Below are 14,053 nucleotides of genomic sequence, written 5' to 3'. Positions count from 1 at the left end.
AAGTTACAGCTTTTTTTCAAAAAAAAACGATAATTACAATATTTTATTTTTTAGTTCAATTAAATCTATCCCACCGAAATTTCCTGAACTCATCATTAACAAATTGGCATTCAGCAATTCAGCACTTTCCAGGTAAGTCTTCAACGCCGCCGGCTGGTTAAAAAACGTAATAGCGCGTGCAAATGCATCCTCTACAACTTTCGCCGGATAGGGTTCCATTTTCTTCTGCTCGAAAGTTTTATTATCTATAAAAACAATTGCCTCGTCGGCTTCGTCCATTGTACCTGCATATTCTGCTAAAAACTCTTTGTTAAGGCTACTAAAAGTGTGCAGCTCAATACAAGCTATCAATTTACGCTGCGGAAACTGTGTTTTAACCGCATGTATAGTGGCAGACAGCTTTGACGGCGAATGTGCAAAATCTTTAAACAAGCTGGCAGTATCGTTTTTGCCGACTAACTCCAACCTGCGTGCAGCGCCTTTAAATGTGGTTATGTAACTATAAAAATCAGCCGTAGAAATACCCTGACTTTCGCAGGCTAAACGCGCCGCCTGCATGTTTAACAGGTTATGCTCACCAAAAACCTGTAAAGGATATTTTTTTCCTTCGGATATGATGGTGGTAACGCCATCTTCTATCACATACTCAGGTAAGGTATATGGCAGCTTATCAACACTAGCCGCGCTTTCTGCCACAACCTGATTTAAAACCTCGTCGTCCGCGCTGTAAATAAGTCTGCCGCCGGGCTCTATGGTATCTATAAATATTTTAAACTGATCAATATAACTCTGAAAGGTTGGGAAAACGTTAATATGGTCCCAGGCTATACCGCTTATAATGCCCACGTTGGCTTTGTATAAGTGGAATTTGGGCCGCCTGTCAATTGGCGAGGCCAGGTATTCATCGCCTTCAATAACCATAACCGGCGCCTCGGCCGTTAACTTTACCATGGTATCAAAACCTTCCAGTTGCGCGCCCACCAGGTAATCAAAATCTTTACCCGCCGCCTGCAAGGCATGCAGTATCATTGAGGTAATAGTGGTTTTGCCATGGCTGCCGCCTATTACAATACGCTGTTTATCTTTTGATTGCTCATAAACATACTCCGGATAAGAGTATAATTTCAATCCTAATTCCTGCGCTTTAAGCAGTTCAGGGTTGTCAATGCGGGCGTGCATGCCCAATATAACAGCATCCAGATCACTTGTAATTTTCTCAGGATACCAGCCATTTTCGGCAGGTAATATACCATGCTTTCTAAGGCGCGAAACCGAAGGCTCAAATAATACGTCGTCTGATCCGCTTACTTCAAATCCCTTTTTATGCAGCGCTATGGCCAGGTTATGCATGGCCGCGCCGCCAATAGCTATAAAATGTATCCTCATGGTATATTATTTAGCTGTGTTTCACAAATTTGGCCGCCACCCAGTCTTTATCTTTTTTGTGCGATATATAGGTTAGCCCAACCTGGTTAGCTGCCTGCGTAATAATTTCCAGATCAGGTGTTTCATAAAATCCGCTGAAAAATATAGTGCCGGCGGGTTTTAATACCGCGGCATAACTATCCATTTGATCCAGCAGGATATTGCGGTTGATATTGGCCAATATAATATCAAATTGCTCAGCAGGGATAGCTTCTTTTGATCCGCATAAAGCCTTGATACTTGTTATCCCGTTTAGCTGGGCATTCTCAATAGTGCTTTCATAACAAACCGGATCGTAATCAATAGCCGTAATATTACCGGCGTTTAGTTTAGCGGCCATAATAGCTAAAATGCCTGTGCCGCAGCCCATGTCCAGTACCTTTTTACCGGTAAAATCCTCATCAAGCATCAGTTGCAATATCATCGATGTGGTTTGATGATGGCCTGTACCGAAAGCCATTTTAGGATCAATCACAATCTCGTACCGCACATCCGGTCTCGGCTGGTGGAAAGTGGCTCGCACATAGATCTTATCGCCAATAACCAATGGCTCAAAATTGCTTTCCCATACCTCGTTCCAGTTTTTTTGCTCAATAAAATTACTTTCATGGCTAAACGGGAACAATTCAAAAAAAGGATTGAGCGTGGCTGTAAATAAGTCCTCTTTAAAAGTATCGGCAGGTATGTAGGCGTTAAAGCCCGTTTCTGTTTCTTCAAAAGTATCAAAGCCAATCTCGCCCAAGCCGTTTATCAGCAAGTCGCGGCGGTAGCCTTCATCGTCTTCAACAGTAAAAGATATTTCGTAGTAATTCATGCTTCTTGTTTTTCGTCCTTTCTTGCTTTCCTTTGGATAATAAGGTCGATAATAAATAAAAGGGCTACGTTAATAAGCCAGTACATCCCCTGCACACCAAACAACGCGCCTATTGAGCGGTACAAACTGTCGTTACCTAAAGCGCTGTCCCAAATGGCGTAGCTAACACCTGCAGACAATAACAAACTGGCAGATAAAACCCAAAGCAGCGTAATAAACGCTGCACGCCACAGCCTTGAATTTAGCCTGTTCCAAATGGGTAGTATGATAACGTATTGCGTTAAAAATAAAATAACATACAAATACAGCCCCACATACCTGAAATAGTACATCAGGCTATTAAGCGATATCTCTGTAAGCTGCTCTGTGATGTGCTTATGCGCTTCATCCAGTGCAGTATACCTTGCAAAAATATAGTAAGGTACAAGTGTAGGAATTAGCAGCTTTAGCAGGGTTTTCATGAGCGTAAAAGATTGGTTATTAAAGATTAAAGATTGGTTTTTGTTTTTCCAGAGTTCAACCAATCTTTAATCTTCAAAATCTAATCTTCAAAAAAACTAATTAAAAGCCTTAACTATATCCGTAAAATCGCGTGATTTTAGTGATGCGCCACCTATCAGGCCGCCGTCAATATCCGCCTGGGCAAACAGCTCGGCAGCGTTTTTAGGGTTGCAGCTGCCACCGTATAAAATGGTGGTAGCATCGGCTACAGCCTGGTTGTATTTAGCAGCAATTTCTGCACGGATAAATGCGTGGATCTCCTGCGCCTGTGCAGATGTGGCGGTAACACCTGTGCCAATTGCCCAAACAGGCTCGTACGCAATAACTATTTTGCTAAAAGCTGCTTCATCTAAATGGAAAATACCTTCAACCAACTGGCTTTTTATAATACCGAAATGCTCGTTGGCTTCGCGCTCCTGCAAGGTTTCGCCAATGCAGAAAATAGGTTTCAGATCATTAGCTAAAGCGGTATCAGTTTTTTTGGCCAGCAACTCGTTGTTTTCGCCAAAATATTGGCGGCGCTCTGAGTGGCCCAAAATAACATAAGCTGCACCTACTGATTTTATCATTTTTGCAGATGTCTCGCCGGTAAACGCACCCGACTCATTCTGATGGGTGTTTTGCGCACCTACGGCTACGTTTGCGTAACCTTTAGCCAACTGCGCCAGGCTGTGTAAATGAATAAACGGACTGCATACTACAACCTGTTGGCTGCCGGTAGCTTCATCTTTAACCATATTGATCACTTCAGAAAACAAGGACAATCCCTCGTTATAATCCATATTCATTTTCCAGTTACCGGCTACAATTTTTTTTCTCATGTTAGTTTTGTTAGTCCATGGACCATAGTCTATGGTCCATAGTAGTTTATGTTTTATTAACCATGGACTATCGACCATGGTCTATGGTCTGATTAAAAAACTTCTCTATACTCCTTCGTCAGTTCAAAAATCTGCTCCAGTATTTGTTTTTCTACCTCATCAAAAACACGGTCGCGGCGTGGGTAAACCAATTCTGCTGTGCCGAACATCTTTTTTAATGAGTATGTTTCAAACTCGCTGCCGCCACCCCAACCAAAGTCTGGCACAAAGTTAAGCGGCATGGTTGAGCCAAATACATTGGCGCTAACGCCCACAACCGTACCGGTATTAAACATGGTGTTGATGCCGCATTTAGCGTGGTCGCCCATTATAAGGCCACAAAATTGCAAGCCTGTTTTGCGGAAGTGTTTGCTTGGGTAATCCCATAGCTTAACTTCGGCGTAATTGTTTTTAAGATTAGAGTTGTTGCTATCGGCACCAATGTTGCACCATTCGCCCATTACAGAGTTACCTAAAAAGCCATCGTGCCCTTTTGATGAATAGCCCCAGATAACTGCATTGCTTATCTCGCCCCCTACCCGGCTATACGGGCCAACGGTTGTAGCGCCGTAAATTTTAGCGCCCATTTTTACCTGCGAATGCTCGCATAATGCAAAGCTGCCGCGTATATGGGTACCTTCCCACACTTCAGAATCCTTACCCAGATAAATCGGTCCGTTAGTGGTATTAAAAGTAGAGCATTCTGCAATAGCTCCCTCTTCGGCAAAAAAATCATTACCAATAATTACGTTGGTTGATGATATGGCTGCGCTGGTGCGGCCTGCAGTAAGCAGTTTAAAGTCTTTACGCAGCTCAATGTCATTCTTTTTAAAAATATCTTCGGGGTGCTTAACAGCTACAAACTCACCTGTGTAATCTACAGGCTTGTATTTGGATAAGTCGCCGGCGTTAAATTGCTCAGCATCCTGTTGGTTTAGCTTTATGGCTATAAACAGACCATCCTTTACCAATGCCTCCGAGCCGTGCAGCTTCAGAATAGCCTGGTGTAAATCCTCATCAGGACAAACCGAACCGTTAATGAACAGATTGCGCTCTTCTATTTGAAGCGGAAACTTGGTTTGCAGGTAATTAAGCGTATTAAAAGAATAGGCTAAATCAAAATACCTGGCCCATTTTTCGGCAATAGTAAGTATGCCTATCCGTAGGTCGGCAACAGGGCGGGTATATGTTAAAGGTAGTAAAGTTTGATGCGAGTTATCGTCAAACAGGATAATTGCCATGCAACAAAAATAAAAAAAGTCCCGACTGTATAGCCGGGACTTGTAAATATTTTATGAACGCTATTATTTTTTAGCGTAACGGGTACGGAATTTATCAATACGACCAGCAGTATCAACCAGTTTCATTTTACCGGTATAGAACGGGTGCGAAGTATGCGAAATTTCGAGTTTTACTAATGGGTATTCGTTACCGTCTTCCCACTTTACAGTTTCGCGGGTATCGATGCATGATTTAGTGATAAAAGAGTAGTCGTTAGACATATCTTTAAATACAACTAATCTATAATTTTTTGGATGCAGATCTTTCTTCATTGCTTTACTTCTTATAAAAGAGGTGCAAATGTATCATTTTAAATCAAAAGTAAAAAGTAAATATTAAAAATAGTTTATTGGGTTGAAAGATTGGTTGCTGAAGATAAAGATTGGTTTTTCCGTCCCGTCTTTGCGAGGTACGAAGCAATCCCTACACGCCAGGTAAACGCCATGCTTAGTTGCTTTTGTGGCTCGTGATCTTTAAAGTTCGCAAAAATTAACGGTTACAAACCGCATTTAAGCCATTTATATCAATATTGTATCATCAATTTGCCAGTTACATGATCCAACTTGATAAAAATCTCTTTGTTACGGGGCTTCATTGCTACATCAAAAGTGACACCAATCAATCCTCCTATAGCACCTCCGTTGATACCGCCGGCCATACCATAGCTTGTTGGTATAACATCGGTACCTGTGTAAGGGTCGGTTCCAACCGGCAAGTTAATAGAGAGTAAATATTCGTCATCTCGCCTGGCCAGTTTATAAAAATATCCGTCATAAGAAATGTACGCGTCGCCCTTATAAACTACTGAATAACAGTTTGTAGCTTTTAACTTCCTTAGCTTCCCTTTTTCGTTTACGGTATAAAAAGTAATGTTATCTATTTCGTTTATACCAGAGTCTATTTTAGAGTCGGGTAGTTGTAAAAAAAATGACAATGAACTATTATAAATTCCGTCGGTTAGTACTTTGGCGTCATAAGCAGCAAATCCTTTCTTTTCAATGCTATCTATTTTAACAACGTCATTAAAACTATACATTTTTCCTCTTGGATCCCTTTTTAAACCGGAATCAATCAATTTAACGAAGGCTTCTCCTCCGGTTCTTAACAACTTATTAGTCACGTCCACTGCCGACACCCTGATCATTGTGTCAATCCCGAAGACGGACTGGTACAAGTCTCCTTTTTTAGCATAGACATTGGCTCGTATAACAAAAAAACCATGCTCGTTCATAGAGAGTGTTTGTTCTGAAAAAGCACAGTATCTAAGTTGAAACAGGAGCTCTCCTATTTTAGTTTTGTCGGCCAAAGCATCAAAAACTTTTGTTAGCTGTTGCTCAATTGGTATTTTATCAAACACCATTGATTTTCGGTTAAGTGCCCCGGTTTGCACAAAACCCAGTAGCCCAGGTCCGTTTCTTTGATCAACAAATCGGAATTTGCCATATTTAGCGCCTGCTGTAGGTTGCTCAGGTAATTTTATTTCAAATTCGGTAGTACCCTGGCAGTAGCTATTAAATGTTGTGGTTAAAAGAACAAGTAAAGTAGAAAGCAGAAAATTAGACTTTATTGGCATGACAAGGTTTTTTTGTAAAAATATAAAATTCAAGTAATGCCCGAACCTGGATTTACTGATTTAAGGTTTTTGGGATTAAAGGCGAATCTTATAACCCTCAAATCTTAAAAATCCTAGTTCAAACAATTGGGGCGTTGCCTGCGGCCCGCGCTATCCGCTCATACGCCTGCGGGCTTTAGGCGCATGGCCGGTATCCGCTACTATCGCTAACGCACAATCAGATCATACAATAGAAATTCATTTATTGATTTTTCATATAGGCTAATCCTTGACAATCATCAGTATCTCCGATGCTTAAAAGGATATATAACTTATTTGATTTTTGAAAAACTATTTCTCCAGCCTGCACCCCCTCCAGCTCCATAATACATGTACCATTTTCACAGGATAAATTCCATTTTCCCGATTTAGTGATATATTGACCATGAGCTTCTCCAAAATCATTAATTAACCAATCAGGTGCATTTACAATTTCGAAAGTATTGTTACTTTTTAATATTATTTCGCTGTTTAAATTTCCTTTATAATTCCCTTCATACCTCATCATTTTTTTTGAATAATCGGTAAGGTCATAATTTCCGATTAAGCTGTCTTTTTGAATGTTTTTCACTTTATCAAAACCCAAATCCCAAATACAAGACAAAGGATGGCAACTTGATAAACATAAAAAAGCGAAAAAAGCTGCGGTTATTAGCTTTGGTTTTAAATGATAGGTTATTTTCATAAAAACAAATTATCCACTCGAGGTAATGTTCGTTGCTTACTGCCTAAACCAGGATTTGTAGGATTAAAGGATTTTGAAACTGCAAATTGTAACCATCTAATCTTACGAATTCCAATTCAACTAACTGCCAACTACAAACTGCCAACTGCTAACTCCTCCCCTGCACCAACTCCACCAACACCCCACCTGCAGTCTTCGGATGCACAAAACAAACCATCTTATTATCAGCACCGGGTTTTGGCTCATCGCTTAGCAAAATAAAACCTTCGCTTTTAAGGCGGGCCATTTCGGCAATAATATCATCTACCTCAAAAGCAACGTGGTGTATTCCCTCGCCCTTTTTCTCTAAAAATTTCGCAATGGCACTGTCGGGCGATAAAGCTTCCAGCAACTCTATTTTATTAGGGCCACTTTGCAAAAAGGCGGTTTGCACTTGTTCGCTCTCAACCGTCTCAGTTTTGTAAACGGCTGTGTTAAGCAGTTTTTCGTATAAAGCAACCGATGCCGCCATGTCGTTAACCGCAATACCTATGTGCTCTATCTTATTCATCGCCTCTAAATTATTAGTTTAGCATGACTATATTAAATACCAATAAATAAAAGTTTGCGTATCTTTGTGTAATATAATATTACGATAGAGTTATGGAATTGCCAATATACCTTGATAACAATGCTACTACCCCCATGGACCCACGGGTGCTTGAGGCTATGCTGCCTTATTTTACCAATAAGTTTGGTAATGCAGCAAGCCGCAACCACCATTTTGGATGGGTAGCCGAAGAGGCTGTTGATTATGCCCGCGAGCAGGTAGCAAAATTAATAGGTGCAAGCGAGAAAGAGATCATTTTTACTTCGGGCGCTACCGAGTCGGACAACCTGGCTATTAAGGGCGTTTTTGAAATGTATAAAGAAAAAGGTAACCACATTATAACAACGGTTACCGAACATAAAGCAGTGTTAGATGCCTGCAAACACGTTGAAAAATTAGGCGGTAAGGTAACTTACCTACCGGTTAAAGAAGACGGATTGGTTGACCTTGCCCAGTTAGAGGCTGCTATTACGCCTGAGACTATTTTGGTATCGGTAATGTATGGTAACAACGAGATTGGTGTTATACAACCTGTAAAAGAAATTTCAGACATAGCCCACAAACATGGCGCTTTGTTTATGACAGACGCTGTACAAGCTGTTGGTAAAATATCTGTTGATGTTAACCGCGACGGTATTGACCTTTTGGCTTTATCGGCACATAAATTTTACGGCCCTAAAGGCGTAGGCGCTTTATACGTACGCCGTAAAGGACCACGTGTTAAAGTTACCGCCCAAATGGACGGTGGCGGCCATGAGCGTGGCATGCGTTCAGGCACACTTAACGTACCGGGCATTGTTGGCTTAGGTAAAGCTTGCGAACTTTGCTTACAGGAAATGGACAGCGAAGCGGCTCGTTTATCAGGCTTACGCGATAAATTACAAGCGGGTTTAACTGTATTAGAGGAAAGCTATGTAAACGGCAACGTTGACCATCGTTTACCACATGTAGCTAACATCAGCTTTAAATATGTTGAGGGCGAAGGATTGATGATGGCCATGAAAGATCTGGCTGTATCATCAGGTTCTGCATGCACATCAGCTTCGTTGGAGCCATCATACGTATTAAAAAGCTTAGGCTTGTCTGATGATCTGGCACACTCTTCTATCCGTTTTGGCTTAGGCCGGTTTACTACCGAAGAGGAAGTTGATTACGCTATTGAAGTAACCAAAACAGCGGTTACCAACCTGCGCAACATGTCGCCACTGTGGGAAATGTTTAAAGAAGGCATAGACCTTGACTCAATTGAGTGGGCGGAACATTAAGCCCCCCAGCCCCCTAAAGGGGGAGTTAAAGGACCTATTGTAAAATACATAAAAAAACAAACTCTTATTCCCCCTTTAGGGGGTTAGGGGGCTAAAAATAAAGAAAATGGCATATTCAGATAAAGTAATTGATCATTACACTAACCCACGCAACGTTGGTACTTTAGACAAAAGCAGTCATAAAGTAGGTACCGGCCTGGTTGGTGCCCCTGAGTGCGGCGACGTAATGCGCCTGCAGATAGAGGTTGGCGAAGACAACGTAATAACCGACGCTAAGTTTAAAACTTTCGGCTGTGGTTCGGCTATCGCATCATCGTCATTAGCTACAGAGTGGTTAAAAGGTAAAACCATTGACGATGCTATGAAGATTGACAACATGGATATTGTTGAAGAACTGGCTTTACCACCGGTAAAAATTCACTGCTCGGTTTTGGCAGAGGATGCTATTAAAGCAGCTATTAACGATTTCCGCGTTAAAAATGGCATGGAAGCTTTAGAGCTTGAAAAATCACACCACTAATTGAAGTTGCATGTTGTAAGTTATAAGTTGTAAGTATAAGATATGACACAACTTGCAACTTACAACCTATAACCTACAACTTACGACCAAAAAATGGTAACTATAACTGATAAAGCAAAGGAAAAGATAGACCACCTGATGAGGGATTCGGAGCTTGATGCTTCGTATTTTCTGCGGGTATCTGTTCAGGGTGGAGGATGTTCGGGGTTATCATATAACCTTGATTTTGATAACGAAGAAAAAAAGGGCGACCAGTTTTTTGAAGACCGCGGTATCCGCATGGCTTTGGATATGAAATCGTTCCTTTACCTTGCCGGCACAGAGCTTGATTTTAGCGATGGATTGAACGGAAAAGGCTTTGCCTTTAACAACCCTAACGCAAGCCGCACCTGCGGCTGCGGCGAGAGTTTTTCGGTATAATACTTTATACTTATATAAAAAAGGTTGGCTATATTTATATGGTCAACCTTTTTACATTTTATGGAAAACAAATCGCTGGTAATTTTAGGCAGCAGCCGTAAAAACAGCCTCACCGAAAAAATCACCCGCCAGTCGCTCCAGGGAAAAGAATATGATCTGATAGACCTGCTCGACTATAAAATAGCCCACTTTAATTATGATGGCAGGTACCCTGCCGATGATCAGTTTGATGAATTGATCAATAAAGCGCTGGCTTATCCTGATCTTATTTTTGCCACCCCTGTTTACTGGTACAGCATGAGCGGCGAAATGAAGATATTTTTTGACCGCCTTACCGATCTCATCACCATAAAAAAAGATTTGGGTAAGCAGCTAAAAGGCAAATCTGCCGGCATGATTGCGGTAGGCACCGATCCAACCATACCCGAAGGGTTTGAAACACCATTTAAACATACAGCTGCCTACCTGGGTATACAGTATAACGGTTGCAGCTATCATCATGTTGATGTGAAATATTAGTAGAGGCGCAAAATTTGCGCCTCTACTGCAATTACATCAAAACATACCGTTGTCGTGCATCATCTTAGCGGGCACCGCCTGTTTAGCACCCCAGTGGCCAATAAGCCTGTTATCCTCAAATTGAAAAATATCAAACAAGGCAATTGACCGGTTATCCTCTTTTGCCTCGGCATGTATGGCAGTAAAGTTTCCTTCGGATATTATGCGATGAATAACGATATCCACACCATTGTAAAGTGTTGCCAGGAAAGTTTGCTTGTCGCCAATCGAAATATTCAGCTGCGCTTTTATAAAGGACTCGGTATCGCTGGTCCGTTCTTCAGTTACATCCCAATGCTCAGCAGCTTTGCCATCCCGCACCCTGAACAGCTCTATTACCCTGATATACTTGCCCATAAAATGCAGGTCAAGGTGGGCCACAACCAAATCGCCTTCTTCAATCAGGTGCATTATCGGCGACTTGTCTGAGTCGGTTGGCGGCGGCAGGGTTTTTAAAAAATCCACCATCTCAAACAGTGCTTCGCGGCCATCTCTTCCCATGGCGCTATGTTGTATATAATCCTGGTGAACGTAGTTGGGTATCAGTTCGCTTTTGCGTTCGCGTACTACTTGTCGGTAAAAACCGGCTATTATATCTTTATTGGGTGATAGTTCCATCACATGTATTGTTATAGCAGATGTTTAGCTGCCGTAGTAAAAAAATATTGAATTAAATGGCAATAAAATGCATTGCCAAATCGGAATTGGCGTTAGAGGGTGGATCTAGTGCTGATCCCTGCTTAGTATGTGATGATGGTAATTATGCAGCTAAGTTAGGTAATAGACAAGAAAGACACAATATTTTACAAAGCTGTTGTTTAACAATTTGTATATTTACTTATGGATTTGCATGCAGAAAAATTAAATATTTTGCAGACTATAATGAGCACAACCGACGAAGGGCTGATTATGGATGTAAAAGCCTTTTTAGGAAACAGGAAAGCCGACTGGTTTGATGAATTAACGTCAGAGCAACAAAATGATGTATTGGAAGGCTTAGCACAAGCAGACGCCGGCGAAACAGTAACTCATGCTGAAGCGGTGAAGCTTTTTGGAAAATGGGGTTTGAAGTAATCTGGACTAAAAAGGCTATTGATACTTTTGGCCAGCGCATAAATTATTTAGAGGAAAACTGGACCGAAAAGGAAATTTTCAACTTTACCGAAAGGGTTAACGAGTATTTAATTACGCTTAAAACGCAGCCGTTAATGTTTCGGAAATCAACCAGATTAAAACACACGCACATCGGTGTTATTATTCAATAGGTTTCTTTAATATACCGCATCAAACCAAAAGCTAATATTATTGAATTGATTGCCTTTATTGATAACAGGCAAAATCCCAAAAAACAGCGCTACTAATAATTTGGTTAAGGGCACAAACTGCCTTAACCAAATTATTATTTTATTTAGATTTGTTGGTATAAACCACGTTTAACCGAGCAATGAGTACCCTTAACGAACGCCCAACCATACCTAGCTTAATCCGCTACCTGGTAAAAAATATCCATCCTGAAACGCAGCCTTTCCTGTCGCATAAGGTTGGCGATACCTGGGTTGATATTACCTATGCGGAAGCTATTGAGAAAATTGATGCCATATCTGCTTGGTTTTTAAGCATTGGCATTAAAAAGGGTGATCGTTTGGCTATTATTATGGATAACAGCCCGGATTATATTTTTTATGATCAGGCGTTGCAGCAAATTGGCGGTGTAAATACCTCTATCTATCCTACGCTATCAGAAGCCGAGGTGGAATATATTTTAAATGATTCAGGTGCTAAAACCATTTTAGTGGGCAGCACTTTCCTATTTAGGAAAGTAATAAAGGTAGCTGATAACTGCCCCGAACTGATCCGCATTATAGCCTGCGACAGGGCCGAAAGAAATAAAGAAAAATCCACACTAAAAGCAGGTCTAACCGGCCTGAACCACATTATTGAAGAGGGGCGTAAACTCTTACCCGATTACAGCCAGGCCATAAATGCAGCACGTGAGGCCATTTTGCCAACCGACCTTTCCTGCCTTATTTATACTTCGGGCACAACCGGCACGCCAAAAGGTGTTATGTTAACGCATTACAACCTCGTAGAGAATGTCCGCACCAGCTTGATACAGATCCCGGTGGTAGAGAAGACAGATCTGTTCCTGTCATTCCTACCCTTATCGCACGTGTTTGAGCGTACTGCCACTTACCATATAAGCTTATACGCGGGCTGTAAGATAGCCTTCGCCCAAAGTCTGGAGCTTTTGGCGCGCAACATGGGCGAAGTTAAGCCTACCATAATGAACTGCGTACCGCGTTTACTGGAGCGCATACACGATAAAGCCATTAAAAGCGGCACCGATGCCGGCGGCATAAAAGCCAAAATATTTTTATGGGCGCTTAAAATTGGCCGGCAGTACCGTTTGGCTAAAGAGGCCGGTAAATCGCCCGGCATTATATTAAATGCAGAATATGCCTTGGCAGAAAAACTGGTTTTCAGCAAAGTAAAAGAAAAAACCGGCGGCCGCTTAAAGTTCATGATCTCCGGTGGTGGTGCATTGCCTAAAAACATCGGCGAGTTTTTCGGCGATCTGGGCATTAAAATATTAGAAGGTTTTGGCCTAACAGAAACCTCGCCGGTTATGGCCGTTACAGAGTACCACCGCCAGGTTTACGGCACCGTGGGGCGCATTATACCGGGCATTGAGGTGGGCATTCAGAATGTAGATACCAAGCAGATTTACACCATACAGACGCACGATACTTTTAAAGAGGATCTGCAAACAGATGAGGGCGAAATAATTGTACGCGGGCATTGCGTAATGAAGGGCTATTTGAATAAGCCCGAGGAAACTGCCGGTACAATAGATGAGCAAGGCTGGCTGCATACCGGCGATATCGGCCGCTTTTTTAAAGGTAACCTGCAAATAACAGATCGCCTTAAAAACATGCTGGTGAATGCCTATGGTAAAAACATTTACCCCACCCCGGTAGAGAATACTTATTTAAAAAGCCCTAAAATTGAGGGCGTATTTTTAATTGGTGATAAACGCGAGCATATTACCGCCATCATTATCCCCGCAAAGGAAACCCTGCAGGAAACCTTTAATCTTACCGAGGCCTTTTTTGAGCAACCCGAGCAGTTTATTGAGAATAAGGAGATAAAAGACTGGATTGCGAAAGACATCAAAATCTACTCGAACGAACTGGCCAAGTTTGAGCGTATTAAAAACTTCAAGGTAAAACGCAGGCCATTCAGTATGGAAGAAGGCGAGATAACCCCAACCATGAAAGCCAAACGTAAGGTGATTGAAAAGAAATATGCCGAGGCAATTGAAGAGCTGTATTCGCAGGAGGTAGAGGCGGATTAAGCCGCTCCTGTCATTGCAAGGGACGAAGCAATCGCACGGAGAAATGCGAACTATGTAAGTCCGCGATTGCTTCGTACCTCGCAATTGTAAGGGTTTAGTAATTCGATGACAGAATAGCGGTTTATTTTTGGTTGTTTAGGGTTACCATATCGATAGGTTTTTTACCAT

Annotated in this window: 17 protein-coding genes; 7 read left to right on the top strand and 10 right to left on the bottom strand. The window is 41.7% G+C overall.

Translation table 11 applies throughout. The features are described from left to right. Positions 1-33: 33 nt before the first annotated feature. The 9 genes from ACFQZS_RS05605 to mce all read right to left on the bottom strand — a co-directional run bounded on the left by ACFQZS_RS05605 (position 34) and on the right by mce (position 7,728). Positions 34-1,386: a UDP-N-acetylmuramate--L-alanine ligase gene (locus ACFQZS_RS05605; protein ID WP_377098130.1), complete on the bottom strand. Its 1,353-nt coding sequence runs from the start codon at positions 1,384-1,386 to the stop codon at positions 34-36. A gap of 10 nt (positions 1,387-1,396) precedes the next feature. Next, entirely contained in the window at positions 1,397-2,239 is an 843-nt protein-coding gene (prmA, locus tag ACFQZS_RS05600; RefSeq protein WP_377098128.1) for a 50S ribosomal protein L11 methyltransferase, read from the bottom strand. Continuing rightward, positions 2,236-2,700, bottom strand: coding sequence for a hypothetical protein (locus ACFQZS_RS05595; RefSeq protein ID WP_377098126.1), 465 nt, complete (start codon positions 2,698-2,700; stop codon positions 2,236-2,238). The genes prmA and ACFQZS_RS05595 overlap by 4 nt, the downstream gene beginning before the upstream one ends. Positions 2,701-2,796: 96 nt before the next feature. Next, positions 2,797-3,561, bottom strand: coding sequence for a triose-phosphate isomerase (gene tpiA / locus ACFQZS_RS05590; RefSeq protein WP_377098124.1), 765 nt, complete (start codon positions 3,559-3,561; stop codon positions 2,797-2,799). 92 nt (positions 3,562-3,653) lie between these two features. Then, positions 3,654-4,841: a GlmU family protein gene (locus tag ACFQZS_RS05585; protein ID WP_377098121.1), complete on the bottom strand. Its 1,188-nt coding sequence runs from the start codon at positions 4,839-4,841 to the stop codon at positions 3,654-3,656. A 63-nt stretch (positions 4,842-4,904) separates the two neighbouring features. Further along, positions 4,905-5,153: a type B 50S ribosomal protein L31 gene (locus tag ACFQZS_RS05580; RefSeq protein WP_377098119.1), complete on the bottom strand. Its 249-nt coding sequence runs from the start codon at positions 5,151-5,153 to the stop codon at positions 4,905-4,907. Between the two features lie 251 nt (positions 5,154-5,404). Then, positions 5,405-6,454 (bottom strand): hypothetical protein, encoded by a 1,050-nt coding sequence (locus ACFQZS_RS05575; RefSeq protein WP_377098117.1) that lies wholly within the window; start codon positions 6,452-6,454, stop codon positions 5,405-5,407. A gap of 241 nt (positions 6,455-6,695) precedes the next feature. Then, on the bottom strand, positions 6,696-7,178 hold the full coding sequence (locus tag ACFQZS_RS05570) for a hypothetical protein (protein ID WP_377098115.1): 483 nt from the start codon (positions 7,176-7,178) through the stop codon (positions 6,696-6,698). Between the two features lie 148 nt (positions 7,179-7,326). Then, positions 7,327-7,728 carry a methylmalonyl-CoA epimerase gene (gene mce, locus ACFQZS_RS05565; RefSeq protein WP_377098114.1) on the bottom strand — a complete coding sequence of 134 codons (402 nt, stop codon included), beginning with the start codon at positions 7,726-7,728 and terminating at the stop codon, positions 7,327-7,329. Positions 7,729-7,820: 92 nt separating this feature from the next. On the opposite strand from mce, the gene ACFQZS_RS05560 reads away from it, so the two are divergent. From ACFQZS_RS05560 to ACFQZS_RS05545, 4 genes are all read left to right on the top strand, one after another. After that, on the top strand, positions 7,821-9,032 hold the full coding sequence (locus ACFQZS_RS05560; RefSeq protein ID WP_377098112.1) for an IscS subfamily cysteine desulfurase: 1,212 nt from the start codon (positions 7,821-7,823) through the stop codon (positions 9,030-9,032). Positions 9,033-9,138: 106 nt separating this feature from the next. Further along, positions 9,139-9,552 carry a Fe-S cluster assembly scaffold IscU gene (gene iscU, locus ACFQZS_RS05555; RefSeq protein WP_377098110.1) on the top strand — a complete coding sequence of 138 codons (414 nt, stop codon included), beginning with the start codon at positions 9,139-9,141 and terminating at the stop codon, positions 9,550-9,552. Between the two features lie 93 nt (positions 9,553-9,645). Continuing rightward, on the top strand, positions 9,646-9,972 hold the full coding sequence (locus ACFQZS_RS05550; RefSeq protein WP_377098108.1) for a HesB/IscA family protein: 327 nt from the start codon (positions 9,646-9,648) through the stop codon (positions 9,970-9,972). 60 nt (positions 9,973-10,032) lie between these two features. After that, the gene (locus ACFQZS_RS05545) at positions 10,033-10,491 is read left to right on the top strand and encodes a flavodoxin family protein (protein ID WP_377098106.1); all 459 of its coding nucleotides are present in this window, start codon (positions 10,033-10,035) and stop codon (positions 10,489-10,491) included. A gap of 36 nt (positions 10,492-10,527) precedes the next feature. Here ACFQZS_RS05545 and ACFQZS_RS05540 read toward each other — a convergent pair whose 3' ends face one another. Continuing rightward, positions 10,528-11,148: a nuclear transport factor 2 family protein gene (locus tag ACFQZS_RS05540; protein WP_377098104.1), complete on the bottom strand. Its 621-nt coding sequence runs from the start codon at positions 11,146-11,148 to the stop codon at positions 10,528-10,530. Positions 11,149-11,412: 264 nt separating this feature from the next. Between ACFQZS_RS05540 and ACFQZS_RS05535 the strand changes: the two genes are divergently transcribed. From ACFQZS_RS05535 to ACFQZS_RS05525, 3 genes are all read left to right on the top strand, one after another. Then, positions 11,413-11,604: a hypothetical protein gene (locus ACFQZS_RS05535; RefSeq protein ID WP_377098102.1), complete on the top strand. Its 192-nt coding sequence runs from the start codon at positions 11,413-11,415 to the stop codon at positions 11,602-11,604. After that, positions 11,589-11,795, top strand: coding sequence for a hypothetical protein (locus tag ACFQZS_RS05530; RefSeq protein WP_377098100.1), 207 nt, complete (start codon positions 11,589-11,591; stop codon positions 11,793-11,795). Before ACFQZS_RS05535 ends, ACFQZS_RS05530 begins: the two co-directional genes overlap by 16 nt. Positions 11,796-11,974: 179 nt before the next feature. Next, the gene (locus ACFQZS_RS05525) at positions 11,975-13,885 is read left to right on the top strand and encodes an AMP-dependent synthetase/ligase (RefSeq protein WP_377098098.1); all 1,911 of its coding nucleotides are present in this window, start codon (positions 11,975-11,977) and stop codon (positions 13,883-13,885) included. The last annotated feature ends 168 nt before the right edge of the window (positions 13,886-14,053 follow it).

The organism is Mucilaginibacter calamicampi, assembly GCF_042676765.1.
GTDB lineage: Bacteria > Bacteroidota > Bacteroidia > Sphingobacteriales > Sphingobacteriaceae > Mucilaginibacter > Mucilaginibacter calamicampi.
Note: the sequence above shows the minus strand (reverse complement) of the source record. Positions and strands in the feature narration are given on the sequence as shown.

What these genes read in the sequence shown, in the direction of transcription:
- ACFQZS_RS05605 (WP_377098130.1), bottom strand. Translation starts at nt 1,386, where the DNA reads ATGAGGATACATTTTATAGCTATTGGCGGCGCGGCCATGCATAACCTG.
- prmA (WP_377098128.1), bottom strand. Translation starts at nt 2,239, where the DNA reads ATGAATTACTACGAAATATCTTTTACTGTTGAAGACGATGAAGGCTAC.
- ACFQZS_RS05595 (WP_377098126.1), bottom strand. Translation starts at nt 2,700, where the DNA reads ATGAAAACCCTGCTAAAGCTGCTAATTCCTACACTTGTACCTTACTAT.
- tpiA (WP_377098124.1), bottom strand. Translation starts at nt 3,561, where the DNA reads ATGAGAAAAAAAATTGTAGCCGGTAACTGGAAAATGAATATGGATTAT.
- ACFQZS_RS05585 (WP_377098121.1), bottom strand. Translation starts at nt 4,841, where the DNA reads ATGGCAATTATCCTGTTTGACGATAACTCGCATCAAACTTTACTACCT.
- ACFQZS_RS05580 (WP_377098119.1), bottom strand. Translation starts at nt 5,153, where the DNA reads ATGAAGAAAGATCTGCATCCAAAAAATTATAGATTAGTTGTATTTAAA.
- ACFQZS_RS05575 (WP_377098117.1), bottom strand. Translation starts at nt 6,454, where the DNA reads ATGCCAATAAAGTCTAATTTTCTGCTTTCTACTTTACTTGTTCTTTTA.
- ACFQZS_RS05570 (WP_377098115.1), bottom strand. Translation starts at nt 7,178, where the DNA reads ATGAAAATAACCTATCATTTAAAACCAAAGCTAATAACCGCAGCTTTT.
- mce (WP_377098114.1), bottom strand. Translation starts at nt 7,728, where the DNA reads ATGAATAAGATAGAGCACATAGGTATTGCGGTTAACGACATGGCGGCA.
- ACFQZS_RS05560 (WP_377098112.1), top strand. Translation starts at nt 7,821, where the DNA reads ATGGAATTGCCAATATACCTTGATAACAATGCTACTACCCCCATGGAC.
- iscU (WP_377098110.1), top strand. Translation starts at nt 9,139, where the DNA reads ATGGCATATTCAGATAAAGTAATTGATCATTACACTAACCCACGCAAC.
- ACFQZS_RS05550 (WP_377098108.1), top strand. Translation starts at nt 9,646, where the DNA reads ATGGTAACTATAACTGATAAAGCAAAGGAAAAGATAGACCACCTGATG.
- ACFQZS_RS05545 (WP_377098106.1), top strand. Translation starts at nt 10,033, where the DNA reads ATGGAAAACAAATCGCTGGTAATTTTAGGCAGCAGCCGTAAAAACAGC.
- ACFQZS_RS05540 (WP_377098104.1), bottom strand. Translation starts at nt 11,148, where the DNA reads ATGGAACTATCACCCAATAAAGATATAATAGCCGGTTTTTACCGACAA.
- ACFQZS_RS05535 (WP_377098102.1), top strand. Translation starts at nt 11,413, where the DNA reads ATGAGCACAACCGACGAAGGGCTGATTATGGATGTAAAAGCCTTTTTA.
- ACFQZS_RS05530 (WP_377098100.1), top strand. Translation starts at nt 11,589, where the DNA reads ATGGGGTTTGAAGTAATCTGGACTAAAAAGGCTATTGATACTTTTGGC.
- ACFQZS_RS05525 (WP_377098098.1), top strand. Translation starts at nt 11,975, where the DNA reads ATGAGTACCCTTAACGAACGCCCAACCATACCTAGCTTAATCCGCTAC.